The sequence below is a fragment of the Pantoea sp. genome, assembly GCF_032114055.1.
Classification (GTDB): Bacteria; Pseudomonadota; Gammaproteobacteria; order Enterobacterales; family Enterobacteriaceae; genus Pantoea.
The window spans coordinates 259,578-275,830 of the sequence record NZ_DAMCTB010000004.1 but is presented as its reverse complement, the minus strand read 5'-3'; the positions used below and the strand labels follow the sequence as shown (position 1 = coordinate 275,830).

Sequence of the window (16,253 nt, the reverse complement as noted above, 5' to 3'; positions counted from 1 at the left end):
CACTGCAAAAGGATTTCCCCTCTTTATGACGATTGTGCTGCGATTCATGAAAGAACAGGCATAATGACCCCGCCCTGACAGAGATTCCTTATTTCCTTCAACTTTTGCCCGTCAGAGGCGACTACACTCTGTCGTTTGCAGGCTAACCTTTTGCTGTCTGCGCCTGGGACTACGTCACTGCTGGAGAGCATCAGAATCATGAGCACCCGACACCCTGTTATGAAGAAAACCCTGATTGTGCTGGCCCTGATCGCCGTCGTGGCGGGCGGCTATTATGGCTGGCAGCGCAGTACCGCGCCGCAAAGTGGCAACCAGCAGGATGCGTCTGCGCCGGGCGGCAAAGGCCACGGTGAGGGCGCGCGCCGTCCACTGGCCCCGGTTCAGGCCGCCACCGCCACCCGCGAGAGCGTGCCGCAATACCTCAGCGGACTGGGAACCGTCACCGCCGCCAATACAGCCACCGTGCGCAGCCGGGTCAATGGCGATCTGCTGGCCATCCATTTCACTGAAGGTGATCAGGTCAAAGCCGGCGACCTTCTGGCGGAAGTCGATCCGCGCCCTTATCAGGTGGCATTAGCCCAGGCTCAGGGTCAGGTCGTTAAAGATCAGGCCACGCTGGCCAACGCCCGGCGCGACCTGGCACGCTATGAGAAACTGGCAAAAACCTCACTGGTGTCGCAACAGGATCTTGATACTCAGCGTTCACTGGTGGCCGAAACGCTCGGCACGCTGAAAGCGGATGAAGGCAGCGTTGCCAGCGCACAGCTTAACCTGACCTACAGCCGGATTACGGCGCCGATCGCCGGACGGGTCGGCCTGAAGCAGGTCGATGTGGGTAACTACGTCACCAGCGGTGACAGCACCGGCATCGTGGTCATCACCCAGACGCACCCGATTGATGTGATCTTCACCCTGGCGGAGAACAGCATCAGCCCCATTCTTAAGGCGCAGAAAAGCGGCCAGCCGCTACTGGTGGAAGCCTGGGATCGCAGTAATCAGAACCTGATCGCCAGCGGCAAACTGCTGAGCCTCGACAACCAGATCGATGTCACCACCGGCACCATCAAAATCAAGGCACGTTTTGATAATCAGGACGATGCGCTGTTTCCTAATCAGTTCGTCAATGTGCGCCTGAAGGTCAACACCCTGCAGGATGCGATTGTCATCCCGCCTGCGGGACTCCAGATGGGCAACGAGGGGAACTTTGTCTGGGTCGTTAACAGCGACAACAAAGTCAGCAAGAAAAGCGTGGTAGCCGGTCTGCAGGATAGCCAGAAGGTGGTGATCACTGCCGGTCTGGAGGAAGGCGAGCGCGTAGTGACCGATGGTCTGGACCGCCTGACAGAGGGGGCAAAAGTCGAGGTGGTGGCAGCACAGAGCAGTGCGCCGCACAGCAGCCGCGCCACGCTGCCGTCAAAAGGAGAGCGTGAGTAATGCAGGTGATGCCTCCCGATCAGCATGGCGGACCGTCGCGCCAGTTTATTCTGCGGCCGGTCGCCACGTCACTGCTGATGATTGCGATTCTGCTGGCTGGCGTGCTGGGTTACCGCTTTCTGCCGGTTTCGGCGCTGCCAGAAGTGGATTATCCGACCATTCAGGTCGTCACCCTCTATCCGGGTGCCAGCCCGGATGTGGTCACCTCGTCGATCACTGCCCCGCTGGAGCATCAGTTTGGCCAGATGTCCGGCCTGAAACAGATGTCGTCGCAAAGTGCCGGCGGTGCTTCGGTGGTGACGCTCCAGTTTCAGCTGACGCTGCCGCTGGATGTGGCAGAGCAGGAAGTGCAGGCGGCGATCAACTCCGCCACCAACCTGCTGCCCAGCGACCTGCCTAATCCGCCGGTCTATAACAAAGTGAATCCCGCCGATCCACCCATCATGACCCTGGCCGTCACTACCCGCAGTATGCCGCTGACGCAGGTGCAGGACATGATCGAAACCCGGATAGCGCAGAAAATTTCGCAGGTCAGTGGCGTCGGACTGGTTACACTGTCAGGCGGACAGCGTCCGGCGGTGCGGGTTAAGCTGAATACACAGGCGCTCTCGGCGCTTGGCCTGACCAGCGAAACAGTGCGGACCGCGATCAGCAATGCCAACGTCAACTCTGCTAAAGGCAGTCTGGATGGGCCGACCCGCTCTGTCACCCTGTCCGCCAATGACCAGATGAAGTCGGCCGAAGATTACCGGCAGCTGATTATCAGTTATAAAAACAACGCCCCGGTACGGCTTGGCGACGTAGCGACGATTGAACAGGGCGCGGAAAACAGCTGGCTGGGCGCCTGGGCCAACCGCGATGCGGCGATAGTGCTTAACGTTCAGCGCCAGCCTGGCGCCAATATCATCGCCACAGCGGATAACATCCGCGCCATGCTGCCCGCACTGACGGCGACCCTGCCAAAGTCCGTCGAGGTCACACTGCTTACCGACCGTACCACCAACATCCGTGCATCGGTCAGTGACACCCAGTTTGAGCTGGTGCTGGCGATGGCGCTGGTGGTGATGATTATCTATCTGTTTCTGCGTAATGTGCCTGCCACGCTGATCCCGGCGGTGGCGGTTCCTCTGTCGCTAATCGGCACCTTCGCCGCCATGTATTTCCTTGGATTCTCAATTAATAACCTGACGCTGATGGCACTGACTATCGCCACCGGCTTTGTCGTCGATGATGCTATCGTGGTGATTGAGAACATCTCGCGCTATATCGAAAAAGGCGAAAAACCGCTGACCGCGGCGCTGAAAGGGGCCGGCGAAATCGGCTTTACCATCATCTCACTCACCTTCTCACTGATCGCCGTGTTGATCCCGCTGCTGTTTATGGGGGATGTGATAGGCCGGCTGTTCCGCGAATTTGCCGTGACGCTGGCGGTGGCGATCCTGATCTCGGCGGTCGTCTCGCTGACCCTGACACCGATGATGTGCGCCCGGATGCTGAGCGCAGAGTCACTGCGTAAACAGAACCGCTTTTCACGCGCCAGCGAAGCGATGTTTGACCGCATCGTCGCCTTTTATGGCCGCTGCCTGCGCCGGGTGCTGAATCACCCCTGGCTGACGCTCTCCGTGGCGCTGGGCACCCTGATGCTGACGCTGATGCTGTGGGTGATCATCCCGAAAGGCTTCTTCCCGCAGCAGGACAACAGCATTATTCAGGGCACACTGCAGGCACCGCAGTCAGTTTCCTACGCCAGCATGGCGCAGCGTACCCGCGATGTGGCCTCTATTATTATGAAAGATCCGGCCGTTGAGAGTCTGACCTCGTTTGTCGGTGTGGATGGCACCAACGCCGCGCTCAACAGTGCCCGTCTGCAGATCAACCTTAAACCACTGGATCAGCGTGAAGACCGCATCCCTGACATTCAGCAGCGTCTGCAGGCGGCGGTGAGTCAGGTACCGGGTGTGCAGCTCTGGCTGCAGGCCGTACAGGATCTGACCATTGATACGCAGACGAGCCGCACCCCTTATCAGTTTACGCTGCAGTCAGGCTCACTGACGTCCCTCAGCACCTGGGTTCCGGCCCTGCTGACCCGGCTGAATACGCTGCCTGAACTGCGCGATATCAGCAGCGACTGGCAGGATCAGGGACTGGAAGCGTACGTTAACGTCGACCGCGACAGCGCCAGCCGCCTCGGCATCAGCATGGCGGACGTGGATAATGCGCTCTACAACGCCTTTGGTCAGCGGCTCATCTCCACCATCTATACTCAGGCCAATCAGTATCGCGTGGTGCTGGAGCAGGATAATCACGCCACCCCGGGGCTGGAGAGTCTGGAGGCGATCCGCCTCAACAGCAGCGACGGCGGCAGCGTGCCGCTCAGCGCCATTGCCCGCATTGAACAGCGCTTCGCGCCCCTGACGATTAACCATCTCGACCAGTTCCCGTCGGCGACCTTCTCGTTCAATGTGGCCGAAGGCTATTCGCTGGAAGAGGCGGTGAAGGCAGTGTCGCGGGCGGAAGCCGCGCTGGGTATGCCTGCGGAGATGATGACCCAGTTCCAGGGCAGCACGCTGGCGTTTGAAGCGGCGCTGAGCAGCACGGTCTGGCTGATTGTGGCAGCCATCGTGGCGATGTACATCGTGCTGGGCGTACTCTATGAGAGTTTTATTCACCCAATCACGATTCTGTCCACGCTGCCCACCGCCGGGGTCGGCGCACTGCTGGCGCTGATGCTCAGCGGTAATGAGCTGGATATTGTGGCGATCATCGGCATTATCCTCCTGATCGGCATCGTGAAAAAGAACGCCATCATGATGATCGACTTTGCGCTGGCGGCCGAGCGTGAACAGGGAATGAAACCCTATGACGCGATCTTCCAGGCCTGCCTGCTGCGTTTCCGTCCGATACTGATGACCACGCTGGCGGCGCTGCTCGGTGCGCTGCCGCTGATGCTCAGTACGGGGGTCGGTGCCGAACTGCGTCATCCGCTGGGCATTGCGATGGTCGGCGGACTGATTCTGAGTCAGGTGCTGACTCTCTTCACGACGCCCGTGATCTACCTGCTGTTCGACCGGCTGGCCCATGCGACGCGCCGCCGCTTCCGCCGCACGGAGGCCGCAGAGTGAGGTTTTTTGCCCTGTTTATTCATCGGCCTGTGGCAACCACCCTGCTGACGCTCGCCATTACGCTGGCCGGAATACTGGGTTTCCGCCTGCTGCCGGTGGCCCCGCTGCCTCAGGTCGATTTCCCCGTGGTTGTGATCTCCGCTTCGCTGCCGGGTGCAGCGCCCGAGATCATGGCCTCGTCGGTGGCCACGCCGCTGGAGCGTTCACTGGGACGTATTTCAGGCGTCAGCGAAATGACCTCGACCAGCTCGCTGGGCAGCACCCGCATCATTCTGGTGTTCGATTTTGACCGTGATATCAATGGCGCCGCACGCGACGTGCAGGCTGCGATTAACGCGGCGCAGAGCCTGCTGCCGACCGGCATGCCGTCGCGTCCGACGTGGCGCAAGGTTAACCCTTCCGATGCGCCGATCATGATCATGACGCTGACGTCAGATACTTACAGTCCGGGTCAGCTCTACGATTACGCCTCAACCCAGCTGGCACAGAAACTGTCGCAGATTCAGGGCGTGGGTGATGTGACCGTGGGCGGCAGCTCGCTGCCTGCCGTTCGCGTCGCACTGAATCCACAGGCGCTGTTTAATCAGGGCGTCTCTCTGGATGATGTGCGCACTGCCATTTCCAGTGCTAATCAGCGCCGTCCACAGGGCGCTCTGGATGATGACCAGCGGCGCTGGCAGCTCCGGACCAACGACGCGCTGCAGACCGCCCGCGACTATCAGCCGCTGATCGTTCATTATCACAATGGCGCAGCCGTCAGGCTGTCAGATGTGGCCACGGTGGCGGACTCGGTACAGGATGTGCGCAACGCCGGGATGTCGCGCGGTAAACCGGCGGTGCTGCTGCTGATCCGCAAAACGCCGGACGCGAACGTCATTGACACCGTGGACCGGATCCGTGCCGAAATGCCCCGGCTGCATGAGGTGATCCCGGCCGCGATCAATCTGCAGATTGCGCAGGATCGCTCACCCACCATTCGCGCGTCTCTGCATGAGGTTGAGCAGTCGCTGGTGATCGCCGTGGTGCTGGTGATCATGGTGGTGTTTCTCTTCCTGCGTTCGGGCCGGGCCACGCTGATCCCCGCCGTCGCCGTGCCGGTTTCGCTGATCGGCACCTTCGCCGCCATGTATCTCTGCGGCTTCAGCCTGAATAACCTGTCGCTGATGGCGCTGACTATTGCTACCGGGTTTGTGGTGGATGATGCGATTGTGGTGCTGGAGAATATCGCCCGCCACGTTGAAGCGGGTATGAAACCGCTGGCAGCCGCGCTGAAAGGCGTGCAGGAGGTCGGCTTTACGGTGCTGTCAATGAGCCTGTCGCTGGTGGCGGTGTTCCTGCCGCTGCTGATGCTCGGCGGGCTGATTGGCCGCTTCTTCTCAGAGTTTGCTATTACCCTGTCGGTGGCTATTGTCATCTCCCTGTTCATCTCAATTACCCTGACGCCGATGATGTGCGCTTATCTGCTAAAGCCCCATGCGCCACGCAGCCAGCCACGCCGCCGCGGAGTGGGTCGTCTGCTGATGGCGATTCAGCAGGGGTATGGGCGTTCGCTCCGGGTGGTGCTGAACCATGCGCGCTGGGTCATGCTGCTGTTTGTCGCCACGATCGTCCTGACCGGCTGGCTGTTTGTGCATGTGCCGAAAACCTTTATGCCGGAGCAGGATACCGGGCGGCTCTCCGGCTTTATCTCCGCTGACCAGAGTATTTCATTCCAGGCGATGCGCAGTAAGCTGCAGGATTTTATGGAGATTGTCGGGGCCGATCCGGCGGTCGAGAGCGTGGTGGGCTTTACCGGCGGTATGCAGACCAACAGCGGCTCGATGTTTATCTCGCTGAAACCCCTGTCCGAGCGTAAAGAGAGCGCACAGGCGATTATTGCCCGCCTGCGCGGCAAGCTGGCAAAAGAGCCGGGTGCCAGTCTTTATCTGAATGCCGTGCAGGATCTGCGTGCTGGCGGACGGGAGTCGAATGCCACTTATCAATATTCGCTGCTGTCGGACGATCTTGGCGCACTGCGGACATGGGAGCCGAAAATCCGTAAAGCGTTCTCTGCGCTGCCGCAGCTGGCGGATGTTAACTCCGATCAGCAGGACAAGGGCAGTGAGATGGCGCTGACCTATGACCGGGAGAGCATGGCACGGCTGGGGATCGAGGTTTCACAGGCTAACGATCTGCTGAATAACGCTTTTGGTCAGCGGCAGATTTCAACCATTTACCAGCCGATGAACCAGTATAAAGTGGTGATGGAGGTTGATCCGCGCTATACCCAGGATATCAGCGCCCTGTCGCAGATGTTTGTGATTAATGACGCAGGTAAAGCGATTCCGCTGTCGTGGTTCGCGCACTGGCAGCCAGCCAACGCGCCGCTGTCGGTGAATCATGAAGGCTTGTCAGCTGCGTCGACCATCTCCTTTAACCTGCCGGAAGGGGTGTCGCTGTCCCAGGCGTCGGAAGCGATTGAGCGCACCATGACGGCGCTTGGCGTACCCTCCAGCGTGCGGGGCAGCTTTGCCGGCACGGCGCAGGTGTTTGAGCAGTCGCAAAGCAGCCAGCTCTGGCTGATGCTGGCGGCGATCGGGGCGGTCTATATCGTGCTGGGGATCCTTTATGAAAGCTATGTGCATCCGCTGACGATCCTCTCTACCCTGCCCTCGGCGGGCGTGGGGGCGCTGCTGGCGCTGGAACTGTTCGATACGCCTTTCAGCCTGATTGCACTGATTGGCATTCTGCTGCTCATCGGCATCGTGAAAAAGAACGCTATCATGATGGTCGATTTTGCGCTGGAAGCGGAGCGTAACGGTCAGCTGAGTGCGCGGGAAGCGATCTTCCAGGCCTGCCTGCTGCGCTTCAGGCCGATTATGATGACCACGCTGGCTGCGCTGTTTGGCGCGCTGCCGCTGGTGCTGAGCAGTGGGGATGGCGCTGAGCTGCGTCAGCCGCTGGGGATTACCATCGCGGGCGGCCTGGTGATGAGCCAGCTGCTCACGCTTTACACGACGCCGGTGGTCTATCTGATGATGGATAAACTGCGGCGTAAAAAACGTCCGCGGGTCGCCACGCAGCAGCCGTGACAGGTGCAGTGGCGTCAGACATCGGGAGTCACGCCGTTATCGGGGGGAATCGATGAGTACGCAAAGCACTAACGTCCGCTGGCAGTTATGGATTGTTGCCATCGGCTTCTTTATGCAGACGCTGGACACCACCATCGTGAATACCGCGATCCCCTCGATGGCGCACGATCTGGGTGTCAGCCCGCTGCACATGCACGCGGTGATCGTCTATTACGTGCTGACGGTGGCGGTCATGCTGCCGGTCAGCGGCTGGCTGGCGGACCGCTTTGGCGTGCGTAACATTTTCTTCAGCGCCATTGTGCTGTTCAGTCTGGGATCGCTGCTGTGCGCCCTCTCCGCCACGCTGGATCAGCTGGTGCTGTCGCGGGTGGTTCAGGGGATTGGCGGCGCGATGATGGTGCCGGTGGGCCGTCTGACGGTCATGAAAATCGTGCCGCGTGAGCAGTACATGTCCGCGATGACCTTTGTCACCCTGCCCGGCCAGATTGGCCCGCTGCTCGGCCCTGCGCTGGGCGGTGTGCTGGTGGAGTACGCCAGCTGGCACTGGATCTTTCTGATCAATATCCCGGTCGGCATCATGGGCGCTATCGCAACCCTGATGCTGATGCCCAACTACAGTATGCAGACGCGGCGCTTCGATTTTACCGGGTTTGTTCTGCTGGCCGCCGGGATGGCGACCCTGACCCTGGCGCTGGATGGTCAGCGCAGCAGCGGCGGCTCTCCTCTCCTGCTGGGCGGCATGATTCTGGCGGGCACCTTCGCGCTGCTCTTCTATCTGTTGCATGCCCGCGGTAACGATAACGCGCTGTTCAGCCTGAAGCTGTTTGATAACCCGATTTACGCGATTGGCCTGCTCGGCAGCTTCACCGGCCGCATCGGCAGTGGCATGCTGCCCTTTATTACCCCTATTTTTCTGCAGCTCGGCATGGGCTACAGCCCGTTTCACGCTGGTCTGATGATGATTCCGATGGTGCTGGGCAACATGGGGATGAAGCGCATCGTGGTGCGCATCGTCAATCTCTATGGCTATCGCCGGGTGCTGGTGACGTCGACCGTGGCGCTGGCGCTGGTGGTACTGCTGTTCCCGCTGACGGCCATGCTGGGCTGGATCTGGCTGCTGCCGCTGGTGCTATTTCTGCAAGGGATGGTTAATGCCATTCGCTTCTCGTCGATGAATACCCTGACGCTGAAGGAGCTGCCTGATGAGCTGGCCTCCAGCGGCAACAGCCTGCTGTCGATGATCATGCAGCTGTCGATGAGTATTGGCGTCACTGTGGCCGGGCTGCTGCTGGGGGCGTTTGCCCAGGAGAGCGCAGCGGGCAGCGCGGCGGAACATCAGATGTTTATTTATACCTACCTTTGCATGTCGCTGATTATCATCCTGCCTGCGCTGGTGTTCTGGCGTGTGCCATCCCAGGTGAGTACCAATATCGATCTGCGACGCCGGAGAAAAAAATGAGAGTGAACCTGCGCCTGGGTATCGGGGCGAAACTGTTTATGGCGATCTTTGCCACCTGCATGCTGGTACTGATTACTATGCACTGGGGCGTGCGGCTCAGCTTCGAGCATGGCTTTGTCGATTATATCAAGCGCGGCAATCAGCAGCGTTTGAACCTGCTCAGCGATGCGCTGGCCGATCAGTATGAGCAGCACGGCAACTGGGACTTTTTACGTCACAACGACCGGCTGATCTTCACCATGCTGCGTTCGCTTGAGCAGAACCCGGACAGCAGCAGCCAGCTGCCGCCTCACGGCTGGCGCACCCAGTTCTGGGTGCTCGATCAGCACTATAAAGTGATGGCTGGCCCGCCGGGGCCGGTGCCGCCGGAAGGCACGCGGCGCAATATCACCACCAGCACGGGCAAGATAGTCGGCTGGGTGATCGGCTCTCCACCGGAGCGGCTGACGCGCAGTACCGACATTAACTTTGATCTTCAGCAGCGACGCACCAGCTGGATCATCGTCGGCCTGTCGACCCTGCTGGCGGCGCTGGCCACCTGGCTGATGGCACGCGGTCTGCTGGCCCCGGTTAAGCGGCTGGTCGATGGCACCCATCATCTGGCGGCCGGTAATTTTGCCACCCGCGTCGAGGTCAGCAGCCGGGATGAACTGGGTCAGCTGGCGGGCGACTTTAATCTTCTTGCCCGTTCGCTGGAGAAAAATGAAAGCATGCGCCGTGCCTTTATGGCCGATATTTCTCACGAGCTGCGGACGCCGCTGGCGATTCTGCGGGGTGAACTGGAAGCGATGCAGGATGGGGTACGCAAACTGACGCCGGAAGCGATCGCCTCGCTGCAGAGTGAAGTCGTGGTGCTGAGCAAGCTGGTCGATGACCTGCATCAGCTGTCGCTGTCCGATGTCGGCGCCCTCGCCTACCGCAAACAGGCGACCGATCTGGTGCAGCTGCTGGAGGTGACGGCGGGCAGCTTCGCCGAACGCTATCGCGCGCATCAGCTGACGCTGAAACTGAATCTGCCCGACCAGGCGCCCTTCTTTGGCGATCCCGACCGCCTGATGCAACTCTTCACCAACCTGCTGGAGAACAGCCTGCGCTATACCGACAGCGGAGGCCGGGTGGAGGTCACACTGCGGTACGAGTCGCCTGACTGGCATATCGAATTTGATGACAGTGCGCCGGGTGTGGACAAGGCATATCAGGCGCAGATTTTTGAGCGATTCTTCCGCACAGAAGGGTCGCGCAACCGTGCCAGCGGCGGCTCAGGCCTCGGCCTCGCCATCTGCAAAAATATTGCGGCAGCGCACGGCGGCGACCTGCATGCGGCGCACTCTGATTTAGGTGGACTGAAAATCGCGCTACACTTGCGCTATGTTCCCCCTGTGTAGACGCTTATGAGCCTGGAAACCCCCGATCCGCTGATTCTGGTGGTCGAAGATGAGCCGAAACTGGCGCAGCTGATGATCGATTATCTGCTCGCCTCAAATTACCGTACCCATCACATCGCCGACGGCAATGCGGTTCTGGAGTATGTCCGCCAGACGCCACCCGACCTGATGCTGCTGGATTTAATGCTGCCCGGCATTGACGGCCTGACGCTGTGCCGCGAAATCCGCCGCCATTCTGACCTGCCAATTATTATGGTGACGGCGCGCACCGAAGAGATCGACCGGCTTCTCGGTCTGGAGCTGGGTGCAGATGACTACATCTGCAAACCCTTCAGCCCGCGTGAGGTGGTGGCGCGGGTCAAAACCATTCTGCGCCGGGTCAGACGTTCGGCAGAAGAACCGCAGAGCGCCTCGCTGCTGCGGGTCGATGAGAGCCGCTTCTCCGCCAGCTGGCGCGACAAACCGATCGACCTCACGCCCGCAGAGTTCCGCCTGCTGAAAACGCTGTCGCTGGAACCGGGCAAAGTCTTTTCACGCGAACAGCTGCTTAACCACCTCTATGATGACTATCGCGTGGTGACGGATCGCACCATCGACAGCCACATCAAGAATCTGCGCCGCAAGCTGGAGACGCTCGACAGTGAGCAGCCCTTTATCCGCGCTGTCTACGGCATGGGTTACCGCTGGGAGGCGGATGCCTGTCATTTGATCTAGTTTGATCCCGATCAATTTACTTCCCTTTTCTCACTGCCTACAATTCCGCACCTTTTGCAGGGCTTAACGCCCTGCACCTGCCGCCTGCGGCGGCATGCTGACCTGACATCAGTGAGAACAACATGAAACCTGAACTTCTTTCCCCTGCCGGCACGCTGAAAAACATGCGTTACGCCTTTGCCTATGGTGCCGATGCCGTCTATGCCGGCCAGCCGCGCTACAGCCTGCGGGTGCGCAACAACGAATTTACTCACGAAAATCTTGCGCTGGGCATCAGCGAGGCCCACGCACTGGGCAAAAAGTTCTATGTGGTCGTCAACATTGCGCCGCACAACGCCAAGCTGAAAACCTTTATCCGCGACCTGATGCCGGTGGTGGCTATGCAGCCCGATGCGCTGATCATGTCCGATCCCGGCCTGATTATGCTGGTGCGGGAGGCCTTTCCGGCGATGCCGATTCATCTGTCGGTGCAGGCCAACGCGGTCAACTGGGCGACGGTAAAATTCTGGCAGCAGATGGGGCTGAGCCGGGTGATCCTGTCGCGCGAGCTGTCGCTGGAAGAGATCGCCGAAATCCGCCAGCAGGTGCCGGAGATGGAGCTGGAAGTCTTTGTTCACGGCGCGCTCTGCATGGCTTATTCCGGTCGCTGCCTGCTGTCGGGCTACATGAACAAACGCGATCCTAATCAGGGCACCTGCACCAACGCCTGCCGCTGGGAGTACAAAGTGGCCGAAGGTCAGCAGGATGAGGTGGGTAATATCGTGGGTATTCATGAACCCATCCCGGTGCAGGATGTCACCCCCACGCTGGGCGTGGGCCAGCCGACCGATAAGGTCTTCCTGCTGGAAGAGAAGATGAAACCCGGTGAGCTCATGAGTGCGTTCGAAGATGAGCACGGCACCTACATTATGAATTCGCGCGATCTGCGCGCGGTCGCCCATGTGGAGCAGCTTAGCGAAATGGGCGTGCATTCGCTGAAAATCGAGGGCCGCACTAAGTCCTACTACTACTGCGCCCGCACCGCGCAGGTCTATCGTCGGGCGATTGACGATGCCGCCGACGGTAAACCGTTTGATCCTTCGCTGCTGCAGACCCTGGAGGGACTGGCCCATCGCGGCTACACCGAAGGCTTCCTGCGCCGCCATACCCATGACAGCTATCAGAACTACCAGCAGGGCTTTTCGGTTTCCGATCGCCAGCAGTTTGTCGGTGAATTTACCGGCGAGCGGCGCGGTGAGTGGGCGGAAGTAGCAGTGAAAAACAAGTTTATGCTGCACGACAGTGTGGAGATCATGACGCCAGCAGGGAACCTGCAGTGCCGGATTGATGCCCTGCAGAGTGCCCGTGGTGAGCCCACCGAGGTTGCGCCGGGCGATGGTCATCGCGTCTGGCTGCAGGTTCCTCAAGAGGTGGAGCTGCAGTTTGCCCTGCTGCTGCGTAACTTCGATCACGGCGAAGATACCCGCGATCCGCATAACCGTTTACCAACGGAAACAATTTGTTGAAATCAGAACAGGATCACAGACCCCTGCCGGGCACTGCTTTATAGTCCCGCCTGCTGCTAACGAGTAACAACAAACGGCAGATTTACCAGGAACCACCTCATTTACCCGCCCGGCTCCCCCGTGCGGGTTTTCTTTTTTCTCCCTTTCTCCAATAAATTGCTGCTGGCAGCTATGTTATAAACTCCTTTCTTACTCTGTAGATCCTCAAGGAACGCAAAATGGATAATAAACCGCTAACGCTGCTCATCCTGAATGGAAAAGGCGCGGGTAATGAAGATCTGCGCGACGCAATTACTGCCCTGCGTGAACAAGGTTTCGACATTGCGGTGCGTGTCACGTTTGAAAAAGGGGACGGCGACCGTTACGTCAAAGAGGCGATTGCGCTGCGGGCGGAAACCGTCGTGGCAGGCGGTGGCGATGGCACCATCAACGAAATTGCGACGGCGCTGGCCGCATCCGATGCGGAGTATCGTCCGGTGCTGGGCATTCTGCCGCTGGGCACCGCCAATGACTTCGCCACCAGCGTCGGCATTCCGGAAGAGATGGAGCACGCTCTGCGGCTGGCGATTCAGGGGAAAGCGCATGCTATCGATCTGGCCCGGGTCAACCAGAGCCACTACTTTATCAACATGGCAACCGGCGGATTCGGCACCCGCATCACCACCGAAACGCCGGAAAAGCTGAAGTCGGCGCTGGGCGGCGTCTCCTACTTTATTCACGGCCTGATGCGCATGGATACGCTGAAACCCGACACCTGTGAAATCAGCGGCCCCGATTTCGCCTGGCAGGGCGACGCGCTGGTAATCGGTATCGGTAATGGACGCCAGGCGGGCGGCGGCCAGCGGTTGTGCCCGTCTGCCCTGATCAACGATGGCCGACTCGATGTCAGCATCGTCACCGCTCAGGAGTTGCTGCCGACGCTGCTGCACTCCCTGACTGGTGACGACGACAATCCAGGTATCGTCACCACACAGCTGGCATCCCTGACTATCCGTTCTCCGCATGAGATGACCTTTAACCTGGACGGTGAGCCGCTTTCCGGCCGCGAGTTTGTGATTGAGGTCATGGCAGGCGCACTGAGCTGCCGCCTGCCGCCACAATGTGATCTGCTTTCCTGATAACCGCGAACGGGGGCGTCAGCCCCCTTTAGCTCTCCGTTTCTGCCCTGCTCTGCGCCAGCGCCTCTTTGATTACCTCTTTTCTGCCCCGCTTTGTCACGCTCAGCGACATCCTGTGACTCTCTTCACAACTCTGCCAGCCTTACTTGTATGGTAGTATTAAAGCGCGTACTTTTTCGTCATTGAACACCGACGGAAGGTACCCGGAATGAAAATTGTTAATGCGGAAGTCTTTGTCACCTGCGCGGGCAGGAACTTTGTCACGCTGAAGATTACAACCGACCAGGGGCTGACTGGCGTGGGTGACGCCACGCTGAATGGCCGTGAGCTGCCGGTCGCCTCCTATCTGAAAGATCATGTCTGTCCACAGTTGATCGGCCGCGATGCCCATCAGATCGAAGAGATCTGGCAATACTTCTACAAGGGCGCTTACTGGCGTCGCGGCCCGGTGACGATGTCCGCCATCTCCGCTGTCGATATGGCGCTGTGGGATATCAAAGGCAAAGCCGCAGGTATGCCGCTTTATCAGCTGCTGGGCGGCGCTTCACGTACCGGGGTGATGGTCTATTGCCACACCACCGGCCACTCTATCGATGAAGTCATGGATGACTATGCGAAGCACAAAGAAATGGGCTTCAGGGCGATTCGCGCACAGTGCGGCGTACCGGGGATGAAAACCACCTATGGTATGGCGAAAGGCAAAGGGCTGGCCTATGAGCCAGCGACCAAAGGCAACTGGCCGGAAGAGCAGCTCTGGTCAACAGAAAAGTATCTCGACTTCACCCCAAAACTGTTCGCCGCGATCCGCGACAAATTCGGTTTCGATGAGCATCTGCTGCATGACATGCACCATCGCCTGACGCCGATAGAAGCGGCGCGCTTTGGCAAAAGCGTGGAAGATTATCGCCTGTTCTGGATGGAAGATCCGACACCTGCGGAGAATCAGGCCTGCTTCCGTCTGATCCGCCAGCATACCGTGACCCCGATTGCGGTGGGAGAAGTGTTCAACAGCATCTGGGATTGCAAGCAGCTGATTGAAGAACAGCTGATCGACTATATCCGCACCACCCTCACCCATGCGGGCGGCATTACCGGCATGCGGCGCATCGCGGATTTTGCCTCGCTTTATCAGGTGCGCACCGGCTCGCACGGCCCGTCCGATCTCTCGCCGGTCTGCATGGCGGCGGCGCTGCACTTTGACCTCTGGGTACCGAATTTTGGCGTGCAGGAGTATATGGGCTTCTCTGAACAGATGATGGAGCTGTTTGATGCCAGCTGGCGCTTTGATCAGGGCTACATGCATCCTGGCGACAAACCCGGCCTCGGCATCGACTTTAATGAAAAGCTGGCGGCGAAATACCCCTATGAGCCTGCTTATCTGCCGGTTGCCCGTCTTGAAGATGGCACCCTCTGGAACTGGTAAGGAGAAACGGATGAAAAGCGTTGTGATTGAACAGCCGGGTCAACTGACGATCGTGGAGCGGCCCCTGCCGCAACCCGCGTCGGGCGAAGTGCGGGTAAAGGTGACCTGCGCCAGTATCTGCGGCTCGGACATCCATATCTGGCACGGCCACAATCCGTTTGCTCGCTATCCCCGGGTCATCGGCCATGAGTTTTTTGGTGTGATTGATGCGGTGGGCGACGGGGTGGATGCGGCCCGCCTGGGTCAGCGCGTTGCCGTCGATCCGGTTATCAGCTGCGGCAACTGCTATCCCTGCTCCGTCGGGCGGCCCAATGTCTGCACCACACTGCAGGTGATTGGCGTGCACCGCGACGGCGGCTTCAGCGACTATGCGCTGGCGCCTGCCCGTAATGCCTGGCCGTTGCCGGACACGATTCCCGATCGGCTCGCCAGCCTGATCGAGCCTTTTACTGTCGCCGCCAACATCACGGCATTTCTTCAGCCGCAGCCAGACGATATCGCCCTGATCTACGGTGCCGGTCCGATGGGGCTCACCGCCGTGCAGGTCCTGAAGGGCGTCTATGGTGTGAAAAGCGTGATGGTGGCGGATCGGCTGCCGGAACGGCTGGCACTGGCCGCGCAGAGCGGTGCAGACCACTGTTTTGATAACCGTGAAATTCCGCTGGCTGACCAGCTCAGCGGCGTGCAGCCAACGCTGATTATTGATGCCGCCTGCCATCCCGCCATTCTGGCTGAAGCGGCGGCGCTCGCCTCACCGGCTGCCCGCATTGGCCTGCTGGGCTTCTCTGGCGAACCCTGCAGCATTACGCAGCAAAGCCTGACCAGCAAAGAGCTGTCGCTGTTTACCTCCCGCCTTAACAGCAATCGTTTTCCGCAGGTCATCGGCTGGATGGAACAGCAGTTACTCCAGCCCGAAAAGCTGATTACGCATGCCTTTCCGCTCAGGGACGCGGAACGTGCAATGACCCTGTTCGAGAAAGATCCGCGCACCTGCTGCAAAGTGATCCTGCAAATGGATTAAC

Annotated in this window: 10 protein-coding genes; all 10 read left to right on the top strand. The window is 59.5% G+C overall.

What is annotated here, in order from left to right:
- Positions 1-198 precede the first annotated feature (198 nt).
- The 10 genes from RT657_RS09465 (at position 199) to RT657_RS09420 (ending at position 16,252) form a co-directional block, all read left to right on the top strand.
- On the top strand, positions 199-1,434 hold the full coding sequence (locus RT657_RS09465) for an MdtA/MuxA family multidrug efflux RND transporter periplasmic adaptor subunit (RefSeq protein WP_313654035.1): 1,236 nt from the start codon (positions 199-201) through the stop codon (positions 1,432-1,434).
- A complete protein-coding gene (locus RT657_RS09460) occupies positions 1,434-4,556 on the top strand; it encodes an MdtB/MuxB family multidrug efflux RND transporter permease subunit (RefSeq protein ID WP_313654033.1) in 3,123 nt (1,040 codons plus the stop codon). Before RT657_RS09465 ends, RT657_RS09460 begins: the two co-directional genes overlap by 1 nt.
- The gene (gene mdtC, locus RT657_RS09455; protein WP_313654032.1) at positions 4,553-7,627 is read left to right on the top strand and encodes a multidrug efflux RND transporter permease subunit MdtC; all 3,075 of its coding nucleotides are present in this window, start codon (positions 4,553-4,555) and stop codon (positions 7,625-7,627) included. Before RT657_RS09460 ends, mdtC begins: the two co-directional genes overlap by 4 nt.
- Positions 7,628-7,679: 52 nt before the next feature.
- Complete coding sequence (locus RT657_RS09450) at positions 7,680-9,086, top strand: MFS transporter (protein WP_313654031.1); 1,407 nt, start codon at positions 7,680-7,682, stop codon at positions 9,084-9,086.
- Positions 9,083-10,471: a two-component system sensor histidine kinase BaeS gene (baeS, locus tag RT657_RS09445; protein WP_313654030.1), complete on the top strand. Its 1,389-nt coding sequence runs from the start codon at positions 9,083-9,085 to the stop codon at positions 10,469-10,471. The genes RT657_RS09450 and baeS overlap by 4 nt, the downstream gene beginning before the upstream one ends.
- A 6-nt stretch (positions 10,472-10,477) precedes the next feature.
- Positions 10,478-11,185, top strand: coding sequence for a two-component system response regulator BaeR (gene baeR / locus RT657_RS09440; protein WP_313654028.1), 708 nt, complete (start codon positions 10,478-10,480; stop codon positions 11,183-11,185).
- 122 nt (positions 11,186-11,307) lie between these two features.
- Positions 11,308-12,690: a tRNA 5-hydroxyuridine modification protein YegQ gene (yegQ, locus tag RT657_RS09435; protein ID WP_313654027.1), complete on the top strand. Its 1,383-nt coding sequence runs from the start codon at positions 11,308-11,310 to the stop codon at positions 12,688-12,690.
- A gap of 218 nt (positions 12,691-12,908) precedes the next feature.
- Positions 12,909-13,808, top strand: a complete 900-nt coding sequence (gene yegS / locus RT657_RS09430) for a lipid kinase YegS (RefSeq protein WP_313654026.1) — start codon at positions 12,909-12,911, stop codon at positions 13,806-13,808.
- 208 nt (positions 13,809-14,016) lie between these two features.
- Positions 14,017-15,231 carry a D-mannonate dehydratase ManD gene (manD, locus tag RT657_RS09425; RefSeq protein ID WP_313654025.1) on the top strand — a complete coding sequence of 405 codons (1,215 nt, stop codon included), beginning with the start codon at positions 14,017-14,019 and terminating at the stop codon, positions 15,229-15,231.
- 10 nt (positions 15,232-15,241) lie between these two features.
- A complete protein-coding gene (locus RT657_RS09420) occupies positions 15,242-16,252 on the top strand; it encodes a Zn-dependent oxidoreductase (protein ID WP_313654023.1) in 1,011 nt (336 codons plus the stop codon).
- Position 16,253 lies beyond the last annotated feature (1 nt).